Origin of the sequence: Flavobacterium sp. ALJ2 (assembly GCF_015594725.1) — a bacterium.
GTDB lineage: Bacteria > Bacteroidota > Bacteroidia > Flavobacteriales > Flavobacteriaceae > Flavobacterium.
On sequence record NZ_JADNRC010000001.1, the window covers coordinates 120,899 to 141,029 of the forward strand.

Consider the following 20,131-nt stretch of genomic DNA (forward strand, 5'->3'; position numbering starts at 1 on the left):
CTTTGTGCCTTTGTTCTTTTTTAATCTTTTTGGTTAATATTAAAAAAATAATAAAGCTGTAGGGTTATAAAGCGACAAAGATTTTAAACTTTGTACCTTTGAGCCTTTGCAACTTAGAACCTCAAAAAAATGAGTAGAATACTAATTATAGAAGACGAAGCAGCTATCCGTAGAGTACTTACTAAGATACTATCAGAAGAAAATGATAGCTATCAGGTAGAGGATGCAGAAGATGGTATTTCGGGACTTGAAAAGATAAAAAATAACGATTACGATTTGGTTTTGTGTGATATCAAAATGCCAAAAATGGATGGTGTCGAGGTATTGGAAGAAGTAAAAAAAATCAAACCGGAGATTCCGATGGTTATGATTTCTGGTCATGGTGACATGGAAACAGCAATTCATACAATGCGCTTAGGAGCCTTTGATTATATATCGAAACCACCAGATTTAAATCGTTTGTTAAATACAGTTCGCAATGCTTTGGACAGAAAAAAACTTGTTGTTGAAAATAAGATTTTAAAGAAAAAAGTTAGTAAGAATTATGAAATGATTGGTGATAGTGAAGCTATTAGTCATATTAAAATTATGATCGATAAAGTAGCCGAAACAGAAGCTAGAGTTTTAATTACAGGGCCTAATGGAACTGGTAAAGAATTGGTTGCGCATCAATTGCATGAAAAAAGTGCACGTTCTAATTTCCCTTTAATCGAAGTAAACTGTGCTGCAATTCCGAGTGAGTTAATCGAAAGTGAATTGTTTGGCCACGTAAAAGGGGCTTTTACATCGGCTGTAAAAGATAGAGCAGGTAAATTTGAAGCTGCTGATAAAGGGACTATTTTTCTTGATGAAATTGGTGATATGAGTCTTTCGGCTCAAGCCAAAGTGTTACGTGCTTTACAAGAAAGCATGATTACCAGAGTAGGAGCAGAAAAGGATATAAAAGTCGATGTTCGTGTAGTTGCTGCTACCAATAAAGATTTAAAAATAGAAATTGCTGAAGGGCGTTTCCGTGAAGATTTATACCATCGTTTGGCTGTGATTTTGATAAAAGTTCCATCTTTGAACGACAGAAGAGAAGATATTCCTGCTTTGATTACGCATTTTGTCGAAAAAATAGCCTCTGAGCAAGGAAATGCTATTAAGTTGTTTTCGCCACAAGCGATACAATTATTGCAAGAATATGATTGGACAGGAAATATTAGAGAATTACGGAATGTTGTCGAGCGCCTTATTATATTAGGAGGAAGCGAAATTTCGGAAACAGATGTGAAGATGTTCGCAAGTAAATAAGAATTAAGCAATAGACTATAAATAGTATAAATAATTTTTGCTTAAAGCATTTTGCTTAAAGCTTAAAGCATTAGAAAAGATGAAACTAAAAAAAATAAACGAAAAGTTACAAGAGGCATTAATAGAGAACGGTTTAACCGAAGCTAATGCATTGCAGCAAGAAACTTTTTCTACGCTAAAGAGTGGTGTAGATTGTATTATTGTAGCTCCAAAAGGAAGCGGGAAATCAACTACAATTGTTTTGAATGTTATTCAGCAATTGGCAGGTAAAAATGAAGAGTCTCCGCGTGCTTTGATTATCGTAGAGGATAAAGCGAAGGTATTGGAAATGGAAGACCTTTTTGAAAAGTACGGAAAGTATACTAAACTTGAGGTTTATGGAGTGCACGATAAAGGTGACATGGAATATGATAAAAATTATATCTCAACTGGGATTGATGTTTTAATCGGAACTCCAAATAAATTAAGCGATATGTTTACTACTGCAGGTTATAATGTGAACTGTTTGAAGATGTTTATTTTGGATGATGCAGACCCAATTTTGAAATTACGTCATGAAACTAAAATTATGCGTATTTCAAATAGTATTGCTAAGACACAACGTATTGTTTTTGCAGAACAACTTACAGAACGCATCGAAATTTTGACTGATAAAATGTTGCTTGAACCTTATTTATTCGAAATAGAGGATGAAGAAGAAATCGAGGATGAAGAAGAAGATATTGAAGAATAGATTTTAATTAAGTTATTAATAAATAAAATAGAAATGATATGGGATTAATGAAAGTATTTTCGGGAAGTGAAATTTTAGCACAAGCATTACAACAAAAATTAGAAGAGGCGCAAGTAGATACAGTTATTAAAAACAATATCCAGTCGGCTCGTTTAGGCGGTTTTGGAAACACAGATTTAGCTGTTGAGGTATTTATTCAAGAGACTGATTTTGCAAAAGCAAATCCTATTATCGAAGACTTCAGAATGAGTCTTTAAAGACAAATTACAGTCGCAGTTTTCAGTTACAGTAATCACTGAAAATTGAAGTCGTAACTGAAAACTAAAAAAAATGCAATATAAAATGTTGGTTTTAGACATGGATGACACCTTGTTGACCGATGACCATAAAATTTCGGATATTAATAAAGAAATGCTCCTTAATGCTCAAGCAATGGGGGTTTATGTAGTTTTGGCTTCCGGTAGACCTACTTCAGCAATGACCTCTTATGCAAAAGAACTAGAATTGGATTTAAATAATTCATATATGATTTCTTTTAATGGAGCAGTTATAAGTAGTGTAAAAGATGATGAAATTCTTTTTGAACAAACTTTGTCAAAAGAACAAATACACGAATTGTATGATTATAGTGTGGAAAAGAAAACACACATTATTACCTATTTAAATAATGAGATTATCAGCGAAACAGATTCTGAGTTTATTGAAATAGAAAAGACAATTACGGGTTTAAAGCATACTAAAGTCGCAAGTTTTAAAGAGGCAGTTACTACTAATGCTGTGAAATGTATTTTGCTCGAAGAGCCAAATTATTTGAAAGGTCTTGAAGGTGATTTAAAAGCGAGAATGCCATATTTAAGTGTTGCAATGTCTAAGCCTTTTTTTCTTGAAGTAGCTCAAAACGGAATTGATAAAGCGGCGAGTTTAAGGCTTTTGGCTGAAAAATTAAACATTCATCAAAGCGAAATTATTGCTGTAGGAAACGCAGGCAATGATTTAACGATGATAGAATATGCAGGTTTAGGAGTTTGGGTAGACAATGTTACTCCTGAATTACGAGATAGAGCTGATGTTATTGTTGCTTCAAATAATGATCATGGTGTTGCCGAAGTAGTGCAACGATATATTTTAAACTAAGTATGAAAACCCCAATTGAGACAGAACGATTATTACTAAGAGAATTCCTCACTACAGATGATGAGGGAATGTTTGAGCTAGATTCTAACCCAAATGTGCATAAGTATGTAGGGAAAAAACCTGTTATTCATATTGATGAAAGTCGTACCGCTATAGAACTTATACAAAAACAGTATGTGACTTTTGGAATAGGTCGCTGGGCAGTAGTTCTTAAAGAAACCAATACTTTTATAGGTTGGTCTGGAATAAAATTTATTACTGATACAATCAATAATCACCAGAATTTTTACGAAATAGGATATCGTTTTATTGAGGAATATTGGGGAAAAGGATATGCTACCGAAGCAGGAAAAGCTTTTGTGGATTATGCTTTTAATGAGATGAAAGTAGAAGTAATTTATGCTTACGCAGATAAAAAAAATAGTGGTTCTAGAAGTATTCTCGAAAAACTAGGATTAACGTATGTAAATTCTTTTATGTTTGATGGTGAAAAAGAAGTTTGGTATGAACTAAAGAATCCTAATCTTTAGACTTTAAAACATAATGCCCCCAAATCTTTGCAAATTTTTAGATTTTCATCCTCTGACAAATGTAGGTGAGTAGTTGCCTATTTTGGTATGTAAAGATTTAGGTAACACAGTTCCGTTGCAAGATAACAGTATCTTAGGTGTTTTTATATTTATTTTTTCGCAACTGAAATAAAATATTTATTTCCATCTCCCATTGTAAGTTTCACACGTTCGTCGCAAACATCAATAGAGTAGTTAGCATTCTCATAACAAGTACAAGTTGTGTTTTTATCTTTAGACATTTCTGTTTTACAGTTGTTACTTTTGTAAGTAGATAATTGTGGTGTGTATAATGACACTAAATCAGTCGAAGCAGTTACTAGTGATATAATACTTGCAGTATTACCAGTTGCAATTCTATAAACGATTCGATCTGTATAAGAAATGTCATTTATAGTTACTTTTCTGATGTAAGTAAAGGCAGTAGAACCTTCTTCAACAGATTTTACTTCGAATTTAAAGCCAATACCGCGAACTTCAATATCAAATTTTGATTGTGAATTATAACTTGCCCATGAGGTAAGTGTTGCAATAGAAGGAAAAGGATTGGTTATTGTACCAGCAGTTTGTGCTTGCACTCCAAAAGTAGTTAATAGCATTAATAAGATTGTAAGGAAAAATGCTTTCATAATTTTTAAATTAATTTTAATACCTACTCTATATGGTTTTCGGCTGGCCCATTTTCGCTTTTATTCAATTAAAAACTTTATGAAAAACAACTAACGTAAATTGATGTTAATTAGTGTTGTTTTACCACATTTTTCGTGTGGTGAATTTAAGACGAATATTTACGCGAACAAAGCGTATAATAGGAAAACTTTATTTTTTAAAATCATTGTTTTTTAAAGGTTGCATTTTGCTAATATCAATTTAATTGGATAAATTTTGTTTGTGTATGATAGTCTTAGAGAGAAAATAAGGACTATATATGAATAAAATTTATCTGTAGTTAGAATGTTTCTCGAATTATTTATTTCATTTAAATTTATAAAAAAAATCTAGTTAGCATTTTCATGGTGTCAAAATCATATTTTTGTTTGATTTTTCTAGATTTTGCTTTTCATTTCTGTTAAAAGGAAAATTAGATTTTTTTTTGGAAGAAATAAATATTTACGCAAGTCAAAATAGTGATATCTAGTTAATTATTGATTTCGTTTTGAAGAAAATTGTACGTAAATTTGCAAACTCTTTTATGAAGAGGTAAATTATAATAGATACTACTTAAAACGTAGTTTATTGCTATGGAAAATAGAAAAAAAGTTGCTTTTTATACGCTTGGATGTAAACTGAATTTTTCGGAAACATCTACAATTGCTAGGAATTTTAATGATGAAGGTTTTGATCGTGTCGATTTTGAAGATGTTGCTGATATATATGTAATCAATACGTGTTCAGTTACCGAAAATGCAGATAAACAGTTTAAGCAGGTTGTGAAAAAAGCGATGAAACTTAATGATAAAGCATTTGTTGCAGCTGTTGGGTGTTATGCACAGCTTAAACCAGAAGAATTAGCATCTGTAGACGGTGTTGATTTAGTTTTGGGGGCAACCGAGAAGTTTAAAATCACAGATTATATCAATGATTTGAGCAAAAACGATATGGGCGAAGTGCATTCTTGCGAAATATCGGAAGCCGATTTTTATGTAGGAAGTTATTCGATTGGTGACAGAACGCGTGCTTTCCTAAAAGTACAAGACGGTTGCGATTACAAATGTACCTATTGTACCATTCCGCTGGCGAGAGGAATTTCTCGTAGTGATGCTTTAGAAAACGTGTTGCAAAATGCCAAAGAAATATCGTCTCAGAATATTAAAGAAATAGTTCTAACTGGAGTTAATATCGGTGATTACGGAAAAGGGGAGTTCGGAAATAAAAAACACGAACATACTTTTCTTGATCTTGTTCAGGCTTTGGATAAAGTAGAAGGAATCGAGCGTTTGAGAATCTCTTCGATTGAACCAAACTTACTTAAGAACGAAACAATTGAATTTGTGTCTAAAAGCAGAACTTTTGTACCTCATTTTCATATTCCGTTGCAATCAGGAAGTAATGATATCTTGAAATTAATGAAGCGTCGTTACCTTCGTGAAGTATATACAGAACGAGTAAATAAAATCCGTGAAGTTATGCCTCATGCCTGTATTGGCGTTGATGTAATTGTTGGGTTTCCTGGTGAAACAGATGAGCATTTCTTAGAGACCTATCATTTTTTGAATGAGATGGATATATCCTATTTACATGTTTTTACTTATTCTGAGCGAGACAATACCGAAGCAGCTAATATGCTAGGAATTGTTCCTGCAAATGTGCGTGCCAAACGTAGCAAGATGTTACGTGGATTATCGGTTAAAAAGCGTCGAGCTTTTTACGAAAGTCAATTAGGAGCTAACAAAACAGTGCTTTTTGAAAGTGAAAATAAAGAAGGATACATTCATGGTTTTACAGAGAATTATGTAAAAGTAAAAACACCTTGGAATCCTGAATTAGTGAATACATTACACGAGATTAATTTGACTACTATTGATGAAGACGGAAGTGTTCGTTTAGAGTTTTTAAATAAATTAGCGGAAGCTTAAAGTGAGAAATAAGCTAGAAGAAACAAGAGGCAAGACTTAGTCGATTTTAGAAGAAAAAAATGTAACTTATTTATCAAATTGAACGGAGTCGAGATTGACATAAATGCAATACTGATTTGTATAAAATAACGAACACGAATTCCACAAATTTACACTAACTGTTTCGTGTGAATTTGTGGAATTTGTGTTTATTATAATTGACAGTTTTTAAGTCTTAATTAAGGATTTGTTGACCAAATACTGCTGTTTTTTATAAAAACTCTGCGGTTTAATTTAAGTTGTGCAATGATTAGTTCTGCTATGTCTTCAGATTGCATTACTTTTTCAGGATTACCATCTGTTAGTTTTAAATCTTTTGCCATATCGGTTGCTACAGTACTTGGTGTTAAAGCTGTAACTCTTATATTGTGTTTTCTCATTTCTTGCATTAAAGAATCAGTTAGTCCAAGAACTGCAAATTTTGAAGCACTATATGCACTAGTCAATGCATTTCCGTTTAAACCTGCTGTCGAAGAAATATTGATGATATCTCCAGTTTGATTTTCAATCATAGTTGGTAAAACGGCACGAGTTACATAATAAGTACCCATTAAGTTTACCTGAATAATTCTTTCCCAAGCTGCTGGTTCTAATTCTAAGAAATTACCAAAAGCAGCAATCCCTGCATTATTAATTAAAATATCGATAGTTTTAAATTCTGCTAAAGCTTTCTCTACTGCGTTATTTACAGAATTAATATCAGACACATCTGCAGTAATTGCTAATGATTTTACTCCAAGAGTATTTATTTCGGTTGCAACAGTATCAATATCAGCTTGAGTTCTTGCCATTAAAATTACATTTACACCTTCTTTGGCTAATGCGATTGCAACCGCTTTTCCTATTCCTTTTCCTGCACCAGTAATTAGTGCATTTTTATTTTTTAGATTACTCATAGTAGTTATTTTTATGAATTGTAAAGTACAATTTGTTTAAAAAAGTTTGTCATGCAAAAATACTTATTTTCAACTTTGGAAGTAGCTTTTAATAGGGATTCTTAATATAAAATTAACTGCATTTTGAACTATTACGTTTTAGGTTTTTAAAAAGTATTACGTGCTTTATTACTATCTTCAAATAAAGAAACAAATAGAGAAAATTATGTAATGCTTTATTTTATTAAATAAGCCAAATTTGTAATAAACACATCTATTATGAAAAAGACACTTCTTATTTTAACGATAGCAATTCTGTCATTCTCATGTAAAAAAAATGAGATTCCAGATATAAAAAAAATAGAAATACGAAAAAAGCCAACCGCAATTTCGTATCATATTGAGAATAGAAAAGATTGGTTAAAGGCGACTACAGCAAACGATGTACAGTTAGGTATCCTTGCTGCTATTAATCGCACTGACAAAGTAAATTTTGCCAAAATAGATTCTATTATTGTTCCATCGGATTTAAATGAAAAGATTGAGAACTATCTTCCGTTTCCGTTAACAGTTCCTTATTTAAGAGATATTGATAAGATAATCTTCTTTTCGTATCCATCGCAAACTTTTGCGGCTTATGAGAAAGGACAGTTGGCTTATACTGGCCAAACAAATATGGGAAGAAAAAAAGACCCTACGCCAACAGGGCTTTTTTATACCAATTGGAAAGCTGAGAAAACAATAAGTACTTTTAATGATGAGTGGGAGTTACGCTGGAATTTTAATATAGAGAACAAAAAGGGTATTGGTTTTCATGAATATGCTTTGCCAGGATATCCAGCTTCTCATTCTTGTTTGAGGCTTCAGGAAAAAGATGCTCGTTATCTTTATGATTGGGCTGATCAATGGGTATTGGCAGATGAAGAAAATGTAAAGGTTAAAGGAACTCCTGTAATTGTTTTTGGGACTTATGATTTTGATGGAAAGAAACCTTGGTTGCAATTAATTAAAGATCCGCAGGCTTTGGAAATTTCAAAAGAAGAAATTGAAAAACAAACAACTCCTTTCCTAGAAAAGATTTTGGCTGAACAGAAGAATAGAGAAGCGTATCAAAATAATAAATAATAATAAAAAGTCACGAATTCCTTTTTATTGGAGATTCGTGACTTAATATATTTGGCTTTTATTTTTATTCTTTTAATACCATATCGATACACATTACTGCAGCAAGAATAAGTTGTCTTACGCTATCGTCTTGCGCTACTGAATTTTCTATTTGTAGTACATAATTATCGGCACTAGTGAAGAATTCTTTCCCTATTCCAGCCCATTTTTTATTTACTTGTCCAAGCATTTTAGTGTCTTTGGTAAACTTAAAATCCCAACCTGTCCATTTTCCTTGTAGCGTGCAAACTGGTTTTTTATTTTTATCTAAAATTTCAAATTTCCCTCCAATAGAAAGCAATTTTTGTTTGAATGTACCAATTAAGTGTTCTTTTTCGTCGAATACTTCCACTGTAGAGCGAAAAATTGCTACCCCACGTTTTATATTGATTATTTTTTCTCCTGCAGGTGTTGCAATTTCTATGTTAAAAGGTGTTGCTCTTTTAAAATCGGTAAAACGTAAAACTTTGGTAAAAAAGCCTAGATTTTTTTCTCGGCAATTCATTATTAATTCATTGTTTTCGGGATTGTAAATGTCATAATTATTAGCAGCTTTGAACATCCCGACGTGTTCTTTTACTAGAAAAAGGTTTTGATTTAAAATAGGGTTCATTTTAATTGTTTAGGGTTAATTTGTAAATTTTAGTTTCTAAAAGCTCTGTGTCATTATCTTCGCAAAGTAAAAAATCGATTTGATTGTTTGATTTCTTATATAAAGTCAATCCTTCGAATTTGTTGGTAGGACTTATTTTTTTTGTATAGTCTATTTTCATGGTCTTTAAATCGATTCGACCAATGAAGCTTCCTAGTATTTCTCCATCATTGTAAGTCGATTTTGTGTCTTCGGCTGTAGCCAAAAAGTAAATTTTATCATCAACGAGAATGGCATCGGTAAAACTGCTTCGGACTCCTTTTATCTTTGGGAGTTTATAATCTACAGATATAAGACTAAATTCTTCTCCTAAACTTTTGGCATGTATGGTGAATATGGCATTTTTATTGGTTTTCCCGTTTCCGCGATTGAATAAATACCAATTTTCGCCATCAAAAATAGCACCTTCGAGATTAAAATCTTCTGGTTTTATACCTGAGAAATTTTGCATTACGGCATAAAAATCGGTTAAGTTGTTTGTTGTGATTTTTGTTTTTGTTTTTACATTGAATTCAACCATTTTATTTCTTTGGTCGGTTGAGCCTGAACCAAACATATATACGGTATCGTTATGATGTGTAATAGATTCAAAATCGGGTTTTAGATTTTTTGCAATATTTTCGGTTGGATTTGCAATTATTTCATATTTTTTTAAATCGGAATTATCGATGTTGTATTCGTATAAATAACCACTATTATCGCCAATGATATATAATGAATTGTCTTGATATATAAGTCCTGATGCTGAACCGATCCCGATGATTTGGAATAGGATTTCGAGTGTGAATTTTTCCATGATTGTTGTTTTAAATGTAGTTGTTTTAGCCCCGATTACTTCACTATGTTTTTATTTTAATTGGAGTTCAGTGAATTCCATTTGCAATGAAAATAATTTGAGAGGAAATTGTTGTTTTTTCTTGAAGGAACAGAGCGACCAGCGGAAGCTCCTGTTACTTTTTAGAAAAAAGCAATTTACTGAAAAGTATTGTAATGCAAAGCGGGAAAAAGCTGACCAAAAATAGTATATTTACTTTAATTAAAACGAGGAATTATGAAATCAATTGACCCGAAAAATTTTAAAGTTGTTGATAAAATAAAATTATCAAAAATCCCGACTTTGTTGGATATAGATGCCGATGAGAAAGAGAAGGAAGTGAAGCTGGATAAGGTGCAGGCTAAATTAAGTAAATTGCAAGATACGATGTATGCTCATAATAGGTACGGCGTTTTAATTTGCTTGCAAGGGATGGATACTTCGGGGAAAGATAGTTTGATTCGTGAAGTATTTAAGGAGTTTAATCCGCGTGGGGTTGTGGTTCATAGTTTTAAAACACCTAATTCGACTGAGCTAGAGCATGATTATTTATGGAGACATTATCTTGCTTTGCCCGAAAAAGGGAAGTTTGCAATTTTTAACCGTACGCATTACGAGAATATTTTGGTAACACGTGTGCATCCTGAATTTATACTAAACGAGAATTTGCCAGGAATTGAGAAGGTAGAAGATATTCCGGAAGATTTTTGGGACGATAGAATCAAGCAGATCAAAAATTTTGAAAAACATATTACCCAAAATGGGATTATTGTTCTTAAGTTTTATATGCATTTAAGCAAAGAGGAGCAACGCCAAAGGTTATTGCGACGATTGGAAGAAGAAAAACACAATTGGAAATTTTCAGTAGGGGATTTAAAGGAACGAGGACATTGGGATGAATATCAACAATATTATGAGGAGGCAATAAATAAGACTTCGACCAAAGATGCACCGTGGTATGTTGTTCCTGCCGATGATAAAGAAATGGCACGTTATATTGTAGCCAAAATTATTTGGGAAGAAATGCAAAAACATACCGATATTAAGGAACCTGAATTATCTGAGAATATCAAGGAAAATATAGGGATTTATAAAAAGCAATTAGAAAACGAGTCTTAGAAATAAGGCTCTTTTTTTTGGTTTGATGTTACTGTAAGTTTATGAATGTTTTTAATTACTAATTTAATGTTAATTATTTCGGGGTTTATAGGCTAGTTTTGATAGAACTAATGTCTTTTTGATAATATCTAAATCATTTTTAATTAAAGAGTGGGGGCTTACTTTGCCAAAAAAATATAAACCAACTTATAACTAAAATGAAAAGAATTATTTTACCCCTAATTATTCTAGGCTCATTAATGACATCATGTAATAATGACTCTAAAGATCAAGAGGAAGTGGCAACATCTAGTGTTGTATTAAAAGACCAATCGGTTACACCAAGTTTATTAAAAGCAAAAGCAGGTTTTGAAAACTTGAAGATTTACTCACTTTTTAGTTCTGATGATGTTTTTCCAGATAGCCCAAAGTTTGTTTTTGGAGGTTCAGCAGATGGTTCTGGTTTGTTAAAAAACACAGATGGGACTTTTACTTTTTTGGTAAATAACGAAGATAATTTTGCAGTTTCTAGAATCACTCTTGACAAGACATTTAAACCTACTAAAGGAGAATATTTACTAAATTCTAGTGGAGGTACTTGGAGATTATGTGGCGCTACAATGGCTACACCAGCAGAGCATGGTTTTGGTCCTGTTTATTTAACTTGTGGAGAATCTGGAGAGGAATCTCGTACGCACGCATTAGATCCTTACGGAAGTGTAGGTTCGGCATCAGTATCTAAAGAATTAGCTGGATTTGGTCGTTTAAGTGCTGAAAATGCATTGCCTTTACGTTCATCTGCTTACAAAGGAAAAACGGTTATTGTAATTGGCGATGATGACTCAGGAACTTACGGAGGTCAGGTTTTTATGTATGTATCGAATACTGTGGGTGATTTATCTGGTGGTTCTTTATATATGTTAAAAAGAAATGATGATAACCAAAGAGAGATGGATATGGCAGTTAGTAAGTCTTACCCTGTTTCTTTTGTAAAAATTGAAAACCATAAAACGCTTACAGGTGCTCAAATTAACGCATCAGTAAATACTCTAAAAGCGATTAAATTTGGTCGTGTAGAGGATTTAGATTACCGTAAAGGTGGTGGTACTGCAGATCGTGAATTGTATTTTAATGCTACAGGACAAAATACTACTGGAACAAATGCAGATGGTTCTAGAACTAAATATGGTAGAGTTTATAGATTAAATCTAGATGTTGCCGATCCATTAAAAGGAACTTTAGAAGTTGTTCTTGATGGAGATAACCGCTCTGGAATTGCAGGTAAATTCCAAAATCCGGACAATATTTGCGTAACGAAAAACTTTGTGTATGTTCAGGAAGATGCTAACGGATATGGTGATGAAATGCATGATGCTTATATCTATCAATATAACATTGCAACAAAAGATTTAAAAGTAGTGGTTGAATTGGATCACCGTCGTACACAAGCAGATGCCGCAAAATATAACGTAGGAGGTCTGTCTAAATTTGGAGATTGGGAATATGGTGCTTTAATCGATGTTTCGGAGCAAGTAGGTATCGAGGATACTTTTATGTTGAGCGTACAACCTCATAGCTGGACTGGCGACAAATATAAAGGTGTTGATGGTGGAACTAACCGCCCTAACGAACAACAAGCAAGTCAAATCTTAGTACTTAAAGGTTTAGCAAGATAAATTTTAAGTAATTATAAAACAGCTGTCCACTACTTCGATTTGAGGTAGTGGTTTCTGTTTTTCTGAATATTCCTCTTTTAATCGTTATTAAATCATGAAAAAAATATATTGTTTGTTGTTGCTAGTAGTATTAGTTGCTTGTCAGAAAAAAAACAAACATCAGGAAATAAATGAATTATTTAAAGCCGATATTACTTTATTGATTCAGAAAGTTGCCAAGCTTAAATATTCGGTTCAATCAGATTCGACCGAAGCACAAATCCAGAGACAATTTTTAGAAGCACACCAAAGTTATAAGAAAGTCGAAATGATAAGTGAATATTACTCGCCAACAGTTTCTAAAGCTATTAATGGTCCAGCAATAAGTGAGTTTGAAGAAAATGATAAAATAACAGTTCCACCTGAAGGTTTTCAGGTTATCGAAGAATTAGTTTTCCCTAAATATAATGCTACTAGTAAGAAAGAATTAGTTCAGGAGTTGGGGGTGCTTGCTGCTAATTTAACTCGTTTAGAAAAAGTTTCGAGTAATAATGAATTAACTGATGCTCATGTATTTGATGCTATGCGATTACAAGTATATCGAATAATTACCTTAGGAATTACAGGATTTGATTCGCCTGTTATTTTTAACTCCATTCCTGAAGCATTGGTATCTTTGGAAACGATCGAAAAGTATTATCGAGTTTTTATAGAGAATAAAAAAGTTTCGAATGCTAATCAGGTTCTTGATATCTTTGAAAAAGGAAAGAAATACTTAAAAGCAAATACTAATTTCAACACTTTCGACCGGGCGCATTTTATTAAAGAAATTGCGAATCCGTTAAGTAGAGGACTGCATAAAACCCAAACAGAATTAGAGATTCCGTTTATGACAGAATCGAGAGGTTTAAAACCTACTGCTCAAACTATATTTGATAAAGACGCATTTGATGCAGAGGCTTTTTCGGGTTTTCCAGATTATAAAACAACGCCAGAGAAAATTGCTTTAGGAAAGAAGTTATTTAACGACCCAATTTTATCTGGAAATAATACAAGGTCTTGTGCTTCGTGTCACCATGAAGAAAAAGCATTTACAGATGGTTTGGAACGAGCGATTTCATTAGATGGAAAATCGATGATCCAGCGTAATACACCAACGCTTGCTAATATCGCTTTCCAGCGTGTTTTTTTCTCTGATTCTAGAGTGAGTTATCTCGAAGATCAGGCAGTTGCTGTTATTAAAAATGAAAACGAAATGCATGGTTCTCTTGAGAAATCGGCAGTAGCTATTAAGAATAATACTGACTATGTGAAGGAGTTTAAAAAAGCATTCCCGAAAGGAGAAATAAATGAATTTGAAATAAAAAATGCTTTGGCATCTTACATTCGTTCGTTGAGTCATTACGACTCTAAGTTCGACAGATATATGCAGAATAAAGCAACATTAACCACAGATGAAAAAGCAGGTTTTAATCTGTTTGCAGGAAAAGCCAAATGTGCAACATGTCATTTTATTCCGCTTACCAATGGAACTGTTCCTCCAAATTTTGACAAATCTGAAAGTGAAGTATTAGGCACACCAAATAAAAATAAGAGCCTCGACGGAGATTTAGGTAAGTTTGTAGTAACGCAAGCAGCTATTCATAAATTTTCGTTTAAAACACCTACAATAAGAAATATAGAACTTACAGCTCCTTATATGCATAATGGGGTTTATAAAACACTCGAAGAAGTTGTTGATTTCTATAATGACGGAGGAGGAATAGGCTTAGGTTTTGATCTTCATAACCAAACATTGCCAGAAGACAAACTAAACTTAACTGAAAAAGAAAAGAAAGAGCTAATTGCTTTTATGAGAACGTTGACAGATGAGAGATATTTGAAAATGAGATAATAGAGGTAAGACTAGGAGATGCTAGATTTGAGATACGCGAATTAGATAAAATTTTAATACTGCACAAAAAATCATTTTAATCAGCGACAAAAAATTTAACCGCAAAGGGTACAAAGTTTTTCGTAAAGTTCGCAAAGCTCAGAAATGAAAGCTTTGCGGACTTTGTATTTTATAAAAACAAAAAACGTTCAAAAAAGTAGGGGTCAGCTATTTTATGAAAATTATTCTATTAATTGATGCGATGGAATATGTAATAAATTCTCACCTAAAGCAGTTTTTTGTACAATAGAGCTAGCAGATATGGCTTATTCTTATATAATTAAACCTTATAATGGAGGTGTTCTTGTTTGTCTAAAGTTAAATTTGCACTTATTTATATTAGAAAAAAAAATATGAGAACATTAACAATTATTAAATATTTATTCCTAGGAATTGGATTGGTTATGTTGGGTGGGGCAATTTATTTGTACCAAGACAAACAACATTTTTTAAAAAATGCCGAAGTAGCTCAAGGTACTGTTGTAGAATTAATTTCAGAGAAATCAAACAATTCAATAACTTACTGGCCTGTAGTCTCTTTTACAACCAAAGCAGGGAATGAAGTTGAGTTTAAGTCATCTGTAGGGAGTAATCCACCGAGTCATAATAGAGGAGAAAGAGTTGAGGTTTTGTATGATGATAAATTTCCACATGAAGCAGTTATAAATGGATTTGCTTCTTTATGGGTTGGGTCATTGATTTTAGGGGGATTAGGATTTGTTTTCTTTTTGATTGGTTTCTCAATGATTTTATATTCCTATTTAAAACAACAAAAAATACAACATTTACTTAAAAATGGTAAACTTATTTTAACAAAATTTAATCAGGTTGAACTTAATTACAGTTTAAATGTTAATGGTCGCAATCCTTTTCAAATTCATAGTCAATGGTTAGACCCAAGTAAACAAGAGCTATATATATTTATAAGTGAGAATATTTGGTTTGATCCAACAGAGTTTATCGAAAAAGAAGGAATAAAAGTATTTATAGAACCGAGTAATCCAAAAAAGTATTATATGGATATCTCCTTTTTGCCAAAACATAAAAAATAATAAACATAAAAAAGCGCTGAATTTCTTCAGCGCTTTTTTTGAAAGTGTTACAATTTAAACCCGTATGCCAAGCGTAATGCAATTTGGTTAGTGTCAAATTTTGTATAATCTTCATATCGCACACTAATATCAATGTATTTATTAGCATATCCAATTCCTGGAGCCCATAAAAAAGTAGTATCGTTGTATCCGTTTGTTACCGCAAAACCAGCACCAACTTCGCCTAATACATAAAATTGATCTTCCCAGATAAAAGCTTTGAAACCAGCTTTTGCAGGAATGAATCCTATATCTTTTAAGTCTTGTTTGTTGACAAATAAATTAGTAAAACCAGTTGTTAGGGTTAAAGATGTTTTCATAGATAGATCATACTGTAATCTAACATCACCACCTAGAGACCAACTATAAACTTTATTTGTTGGAATTCCACCATTTAAACCAAATCCTAAACGGAAACCTGGGTCATATTTTTTTATTTCGGTGCTTTGTTGAGCCGTTGCAGAAGCATATATAATTGTAAAAACTGCAATTAATAGCATTTTAAAATTGATTGTCTTTTTCATAATATCAGAGTGTTTTAGTTTATTAATGATGTAAAAGTAGTAGTAGGGTAGCGGGAGGGCGTTATATAATTATTAACTTTTATTATATAATATTTAGGTTCTCAATAAATTGAATAATAAATGAGCTTATAAATTGAATAAAAGAGAAAGAATTGAAAGCTTCTAATTATCTTTGCACACTAAAAAAATACAAAGTGAACTTTTCTCAATACACAAAAGAATTTTCTTATAATCTAAAATTAGCATATCCAATAATATTAGGAATGGTTGGGCATACCCTTATAGGTATTGTCGATAATATAATGGTAGGAAAATTAGGAAGCACGGAGCTAGCAGCAGTTTCGTTAGGAAATAGTATGATTTTTATTGCAATGTCATTAGGAATCGGATTCTCTACAGCAATAACTCCTATAGTTGCCGAAGGAGATGCCGAGAAGAATGATAAAAAAATTCGCAACGCATTTCATCATGGATTATTTTTATGCACCATTTTAGGATTGATGCTTTTTGGAGTAGTTGTTTTGGCAAAGCCAATAATGGAATTACTAAAACAACCAGCCGATGTAATTGCACTTGCTAAGCCTTATCTTGATTGGGTGGCTTTTTCATTGATTCCCTTGATTATGTATCAAGGATACAAGCAATTTGCTGATGGACTTTCGCTTACTAAATATTCTATGTATGCTATGGTTATGGCAAATGTGCTGCATGTAGGTATAAATTATTTATTGATTTATGGAATCTGGATATTTCCAAAAATGGGAATTGTTGGGGCAGCACTTGGAACAGTAATTTCAAGAATATTTTTGGTAATGTTCATGCATATTATGATATCAAGAAGAGAAGAATTAAAGCATCATTTTCAGAATTTTAGTTTTTCAGAAATTAAAAAAGAAACAATTAAAAAAATAATAAGCATAGGATTTCCATCAGCGATGCAAATGCTTTTTGAAGTAGTATTGTTTACAGCGTCAATCTGGTTATGTGGTAATATTGGTAAAACGAGTCAGGCAGCCAATCAAATTGCTTTAAGTTTAGCTTCGATGACCTTTATGTTTGCTATGGGATTAAGTGTAACTTCAATGATTAGAGTTAGTAATCAAAGAGGATTAAATGATTTTAAAAATTTAATCGTAGTGGCACGTTCTATCTTTTTGCTTGCTATTATAATCGAAACTATTTTTGCAATTCTGTTTATAGCCTTTCATAATTATTTACCATATATCTTTTTGAATATGGAAAATGGTGGACAACTTCTGGACAATAATGAAGTAATAGCTATTGCATCAAAATTACTCTTAATAGCAGCAGTTTTTCAAATTTCAGATGGAATTCAGGTAGTTGTTCTAGGAGCTTTACGTGGATTACAAGATGTTAAAATACCGATGTATATTACATTTATTGCCTATTGGATTATCGGTTTTCCTATTTCCTATTATTTAGCCGAATATACCGATATGAAAGCACAAGGAGTTTGGATAGGTCTTATAGCAGGATTAACATCGGCGGCTATATTTTTGTATATTCGTTTTCATTACCTGACAAAAAAATTAATCAATAATTCAGTTTCAAATTCATAAATTTGGAGCACAATAAGCACACACAGATGAATAAAATCTGTAAAAAAAAATAGTCTGTATAGCAGATAATAGAAAAACAAAACAAAAACAAAATGGAATTACCTAAATTTTTACTCGGCGACAATACTGATTTCCCAGATGATATCTTCATTGTTCATCTTGATTATCCAAGATTTATTATCAATTTAAAAGATGATGAGGTTGAGTTTATGGAAGAAGCAGAAGATCTTGATGAGGCTGAATTAAATGCCGAAATGGAAGGATTGATTGTTCTTGCTAATGAGTTTTATGATAGAGAGATAAAACTTTACGAAGAATAAGCACCTTACTATAATTAAAATATTTTTTTCAATACTTTAAAAAATCCTTATTAAATGAAAAAATTCGCTTTTTTAAAACCGATTTTTAATTTTATAGCAATTGGATTGCTAATTACTACATTAAGTCGAGTGTTTTTATTTTTCATATTTAAGGATAGAGTTGTTGAAACTCCAAATTTCTGGTATATTTTCCCGATTGGGTTACGAATGGATTTAATTTTATTATGTTATTTGTCATTTATTCCAGCACTTTTAGTTACTATATTGCCTAATAACTGTATCAAATTCACAAATAAGTTTTTGGTGGTTTATAGTTTCTTATTCCTTTTTCTGATTCTTTTTGTAGAATTGGCGACACCAGATTTTGTGAAGCAATATGACACACGTCCTAATAAAATATTCTTAGATTATTTGATATACCCAAGAGAAGTAGTAGGGATGCTTTTAAAAAGTTATTTAATGTCTATAATCATTACTTTCTTAATCTTAGGAGTTGTAGTGTATTTTGCTTTTAAGAAAGGGAAGAAATATTTTCATACACATCCAGCTAATTATAAATTCAAATTAATTGTATTCCCATTAGTAGCTTTTCTGTTATTTTTAGGAGCGCGTTCAAGCCTTACATCTAAGCGACCAATTAATGCAAGTAATGCGGTTTTTTCTACAGATCAGTTAACAAATACTTTAGGGTTAAATTCATTTTATACAGTCGCTTTTGCAGCTTACTCTATTAAAAATGAAGGAAATACTAAGATGTATGGTAAAATGGAAGAAGCAGAAGCTATTGCTCGTGTAAAAAAGTACATGACAGTAAATTCTAATGATTTTACAGATGCGGAAATTCCATTTCTACATATTCAAAATCCAGATACACTTTTAAAAAGGCCATATAATTTGGTTATATTTTTGCAAGAAAGTCTTGGAGCAGAATATGTTGGGATTTTAGGAGGTAAGCCATTAACACCAGAGTTTGATAAGCTTTCAAAAGAAGGATTACTTTTTACAAATTTATATTGTACGGGAACGCGTAGTGTCCGAGGAATTGAAGCTGTAGTTACAGGATTTCTTCCTTCACCTTCAGAAAGTGTAGTGAAATTAGGAAACTCACAACAAGGTTTCTTCACTTTGGCAGCTGCCTTAAAACAAAAAGGATACGAAACTAGTTTTATATATGGTGGAATGGCCAATTTCGATAATATGGCTTCTTTTTTTAATGGAAATGGTTTTGAAGATATTGTTGATCAAGAAGATTTTGATAGCGATGGACATAAATATGCTTTTAAAGGAACTTGGGGATATTCAGATGAAGATTTGGTTGTAAAAGCAAATAATTATTTTAAAGCCAAAGGAGATAAACCATTCTTCTCATTAATGTTTTCGACTTCCAATCACGAGCCATTTGAATACCCAGAAGGAAGAATTAAGCCATACGATAAGAAACCTGCAACGGTTAATAACGCTATGAAATATGCCGATTTTTCGATTGGTAAATTTTTCGAAATGGCTAAAAAAGAAGAATACTTTAAGAATACTATTTTTATTGTAATTGCAGATCACAATACACGAACATACGGAAAGAATTTAGTTCCGATAAATAAATTTCATATTCCCGCTTTAATCATGGGACCAGGAGTTCCTAAAGGAAAAGCATATGATAAATTAGCTAGTCAGATTGATATTCCTCCTACCTTATTAAGTTACATTGGAGCACAGTTCGAAACGCCAATGGTAGGAAGAAATTTAACTAAAATAGGACCAGATGCAAAAGGAAGGTCTATTATGCAATTTAATGATATTAATGCTTTTAGAGTAGAGAATAAGGTTGTAATCATGCAACCGAATTTACAACCATTGCAATTTGAAATTAAAAATGATACTACTCTAATTCCAGTTAAACTAGACGAAGAATTTGCAAAAGATGCTTTGGCACATGTAATAACAGCAGGGAATTTATACAAACAGAATAAGTATAAGCTTAGAAAGAAGAAATAATTGTCACATTGAGAGGAGTCGAAATGCTTTATGATTTCTCGACTCCGCTCCGAACTGACAAAAAACTAAGTTCTAAGTTTCTGAGTCTT

The 20,131-nt window shown here is 32.2% G+C and carries 19 protein-coding genes; 14 read left to right on the top strand and 5 right to left on the bottom strand.

What is annotated here, in order from left to right:
• The first annotated feature begins 129 nt into the window (after positions 1 to 129).
• From IUY40_RS00575 to IUY40_RS00595, 5 genes are all read left to right on the top strand, one after another.
• Complete coding sequence (locus IUY40_RS00575; protein ID WP_195734949.1) at positions 130 to 1,293, top strand: sigma-54 dependent transcriptional regulator; 1,164 nt, start codon at positions 130 to 132, stop codon at positions 1,291 to 1,293.
• 79 nt (positions 1,294 to 1,372) lie between these two features.
• Entirely contained in the window at positions 1,373 to 2,026 is a 654-nt protein-coding gene (locus IUY40_RS00580; RefSeq protein WP_195734950.1) for a DEAD/DEAH box helicase, read from the top strand.
• Between the two features lie 38 nt (positions 2,027 to 2,064).
• Entirely contained in the window at positions 2,065 to 2,283 is a 219-nt protein-coding gene (locus tag IUY40_RS00585) for a DUF2007 domain-containing protein (protein ID WP_035622589.1), read from the top strand.
• Positions 2,284 to 2,356: 73 nt separating this feature from the next.
• Positions 2,357 to 3,160, top strand: a complete 804-nt coding sequence (locus tag IUY40_RS00590; RefSeq protein WP_195734951.1) for a Cof-type HAD-IIB family hydrolase — start codon at positions 2,357 to 2,359, stop codon at positions 3,158 to 3,160.
• Between the two features lie 2 nt (positions 3,161 to 3,162).
• Positions 3,163 to 3,690: a GNAT family N-acetyltransferase gene (locus tag IUY40_RS00595; protein WP_195734952.1), complete on the top strand. Its 528-nt coding sequence runs from the start codon at positions 3,163 to 3,165 to the stop codon at positions 3,688 to 3,690.
• A gap of 149 nt (positions 3,691 to 3,839) precedes the next feature.
• Here IUY40_RS00595 and IUY40_RS00600 read toward each other — a convergent pair whose 3' ends face one another.
• A complete protein-coding gene (locus IUY40_RS00600; protein WP_195734953.1) occupies positions 3,840 to 4,358 on the bottom strand; it encodes a hypothetical protein in 519 nt (172 codons plus the stop codon).
• A gap of 612 nt (positions 4,359 to 4,970) precedes the next feature.
• Here IUY40_RS00600 and mtaB point away from each other — a divergent pair.
• On the top strand, positions 4,971 to 6,305 hold the full coding sequence (mtaB, locus tag IUY40_RS00605; protein ID WP_195734954.1) for a tRNA (N(6)-L-threonylcarbamoyladenosine(37)-C(2))-methylthiotransferase MtaB: 1,335 nt from the start codon (positions 4,971 to 4,973) through the stop codon (positions 6,303 to 6,305).
• Between the two features lie 218 nt (positions 6,306 to 6,523).
• Here the strand turns inward: mtaB and IUY40_RS00610 are convergent, their stop codons facing one another.
• Positions 6,524 to 7,240, bottom strand: coding sequence for a 3-ketoacyl-ACP reductase (locus tag IUY40_RS00610; protein WP_195734955.1), 717 nt, complete (start codon positions 7,238 to 7,240; stop codon positions 6,524 to 6,526).
• A 258-nt stretch (positions 7,241 to 7,498) separates the two neighbouring features.
• On the opposite strand from IUY40_RS00610, the gene IUY40_RS00615 reads away from it, so the two are divergent.
• Positions 7,499 to 8,344 (top strand): L,D-transpeptidase, encoded by an 846-nt coding sequence (locus tag IUY40_RS00615; protein ID WP_195734956.1) that lies wholly within the window; start codon positions 7,499 to 7,501, stop codon positions 8,342 to 8,344.
• Positions 8,345 to 8,408: 64 nt separating this feature from the next.
• Here IUY40_RS00615 and IUY40_RS00620 read toward each other — a convergent pair whose 3' ends face one another.
• The gene (locus IUY40_RS00620; RefSeq protein WP_195734957.1) at positions 8,409 to 8,996 is read right to left on the bottom strand and encodes a phospholipid scramblase-related protein; all 588 of its coding nucleotides are present in this window, start codon (positions 8,994 to 8,996) and stop codon (positions 8,409 to 8,411) included.
• Position 8,997: 1 nt separating this feature from the next.
• Positions 8,998 to 9,831 carry a hypothetical protein gene (locus IUY40_RS00625; RefSeq protein ID WP_195734958.1) on the bottom strand — a complete coding sequence of 278 codons (834 nt, stop codon included), beginning with the start codon at positions 9,829 to 9,831 and terminating at the stop codon, positions 8,998 to 9,000.
• Between the two features lie 255 nt (positions 9,832 to 10,086).
• Between IUY40_RS00625 and IUY40_RS00630 the strand changes: the two genes are divergently transcribed.
• The 4 genes from IUY40_RS00630 (at position 10,087) to IUY40_RS00645 (ending at position 15,587) form a co-directional block, all read left to right on the top strand.
• Positions 10,087 to 10,968 (top strand): PPK2 family polyphosphate kinase, encoded by an 882-nt coding sequence (locus IUY40_RS00630; RefSeq protein ID WP_195734959.1) that lies wholly within the window; start codon positions 10,087 to 10,089, stop codon positions 10,966 to 10,968.
• A 197-nt stretch (positions 10,969 to 11,165) separates the two neighbouring features.
• Complete coding sequence (locus IUY40_RS00635) at positions 11,166 to 12,623, top strand: DUF839 domain-containing protein (RefSeq protein ID WP_195734960.1); 1,458 nt, start codon at positions 11,166 to 11,168, stop codon at positions 12,621 to 12,623.
• A gap of 94 nt (positions 12,624 to 12,717) precedes the next feature.
• On the top strand, positions 12,718 to 14,496 hold the full coding sequence (locus tag IUY40_RS00640) for a cytochrome c peroxidase (RefSeq protein ID WP_195734961.1): 1,779 nt from the start codon (positions 12,718 to 12,720) through the stop codon (positions 14,494 to 14,496).
• A 392-nt stretch (positions 14,497 to 14,888) separates the two neighbouring features.
• Positions 14,889 to 15,587 (top strand): DUF3592 domain-containing protein, encoded by a 699-nt coding sequence (locus IUY40_RS00645; protein WP_195734962.1) that lies wholly within the window; start codon positions 14,889 to 14,891, stop codon positions 15,585 to 15,587.
• Between the two features lie 47 nt (positions 15,588 to 15,634).
• Here the strand turns inward: IUY40_RS00645 and IUY40_RS00650 are convergent, their stop codons facing one another.
• The gene (locus IUY40_RS00650) at positions 15,635 to 16,150 is read right to left on the bottom strand and encodes a hypothetical protein (protein WP_195734963.1); all 516 of its coding nucleotides are present in this window, start codon (positions 16,148 to 16,150) and stop codon (positions 15,635 to 15,637) included.
• 194 nt (positions 16,151 to 16,344) lie between these two features.
• Here IUY40_RS00650 and IUY40_RS00655 point away from each other — a divergent pair, with 194 nt between their 5' ends.
• The 3 genes from IUY40_RS00655 to IUY40_RS00665 all read left to right on the top strand — a co-directional run bounded on the left by IUY40_RS00655 (position 16,345) and on the right by IUY40_RS00665 (position 20,042).
• Positions 16,345 to 17,730 (top strand): MATE family efflux transporter, encoded by a 1,386-nt coding sequence (locus tag IUY40_RS00655; protein ID WP_195734964.1) that lies wholly within the window; start codon positions 16,345 to 16,347, stop codon positions 17,728 to 17,730.
• Positions 17,731 to 17,822: 92 nt separating this feature from the next.
• A complete protein-coding gene (locus IUY40_RS00660) occupies positions 17,823 to 18,050 on the top strand; it encodes a hypothetical protein (protein WP_195734965.1) in 228 nt (75 codons plus the stop codon).
• Between the two features lie 54 nt (positions 18,051 to 18,104).
• A complete protein-coding gene (locus IUY40_RS00665) occupies positions 18,105 to 20,042 on the top strand; it encodes an LTA synthase family protein (protein WP_195734966.1) in 1,938 nt (645 codons plus the stop codon).
• Positions 20,043 to 20,131 lie beyond the last annotated feature (89 nt).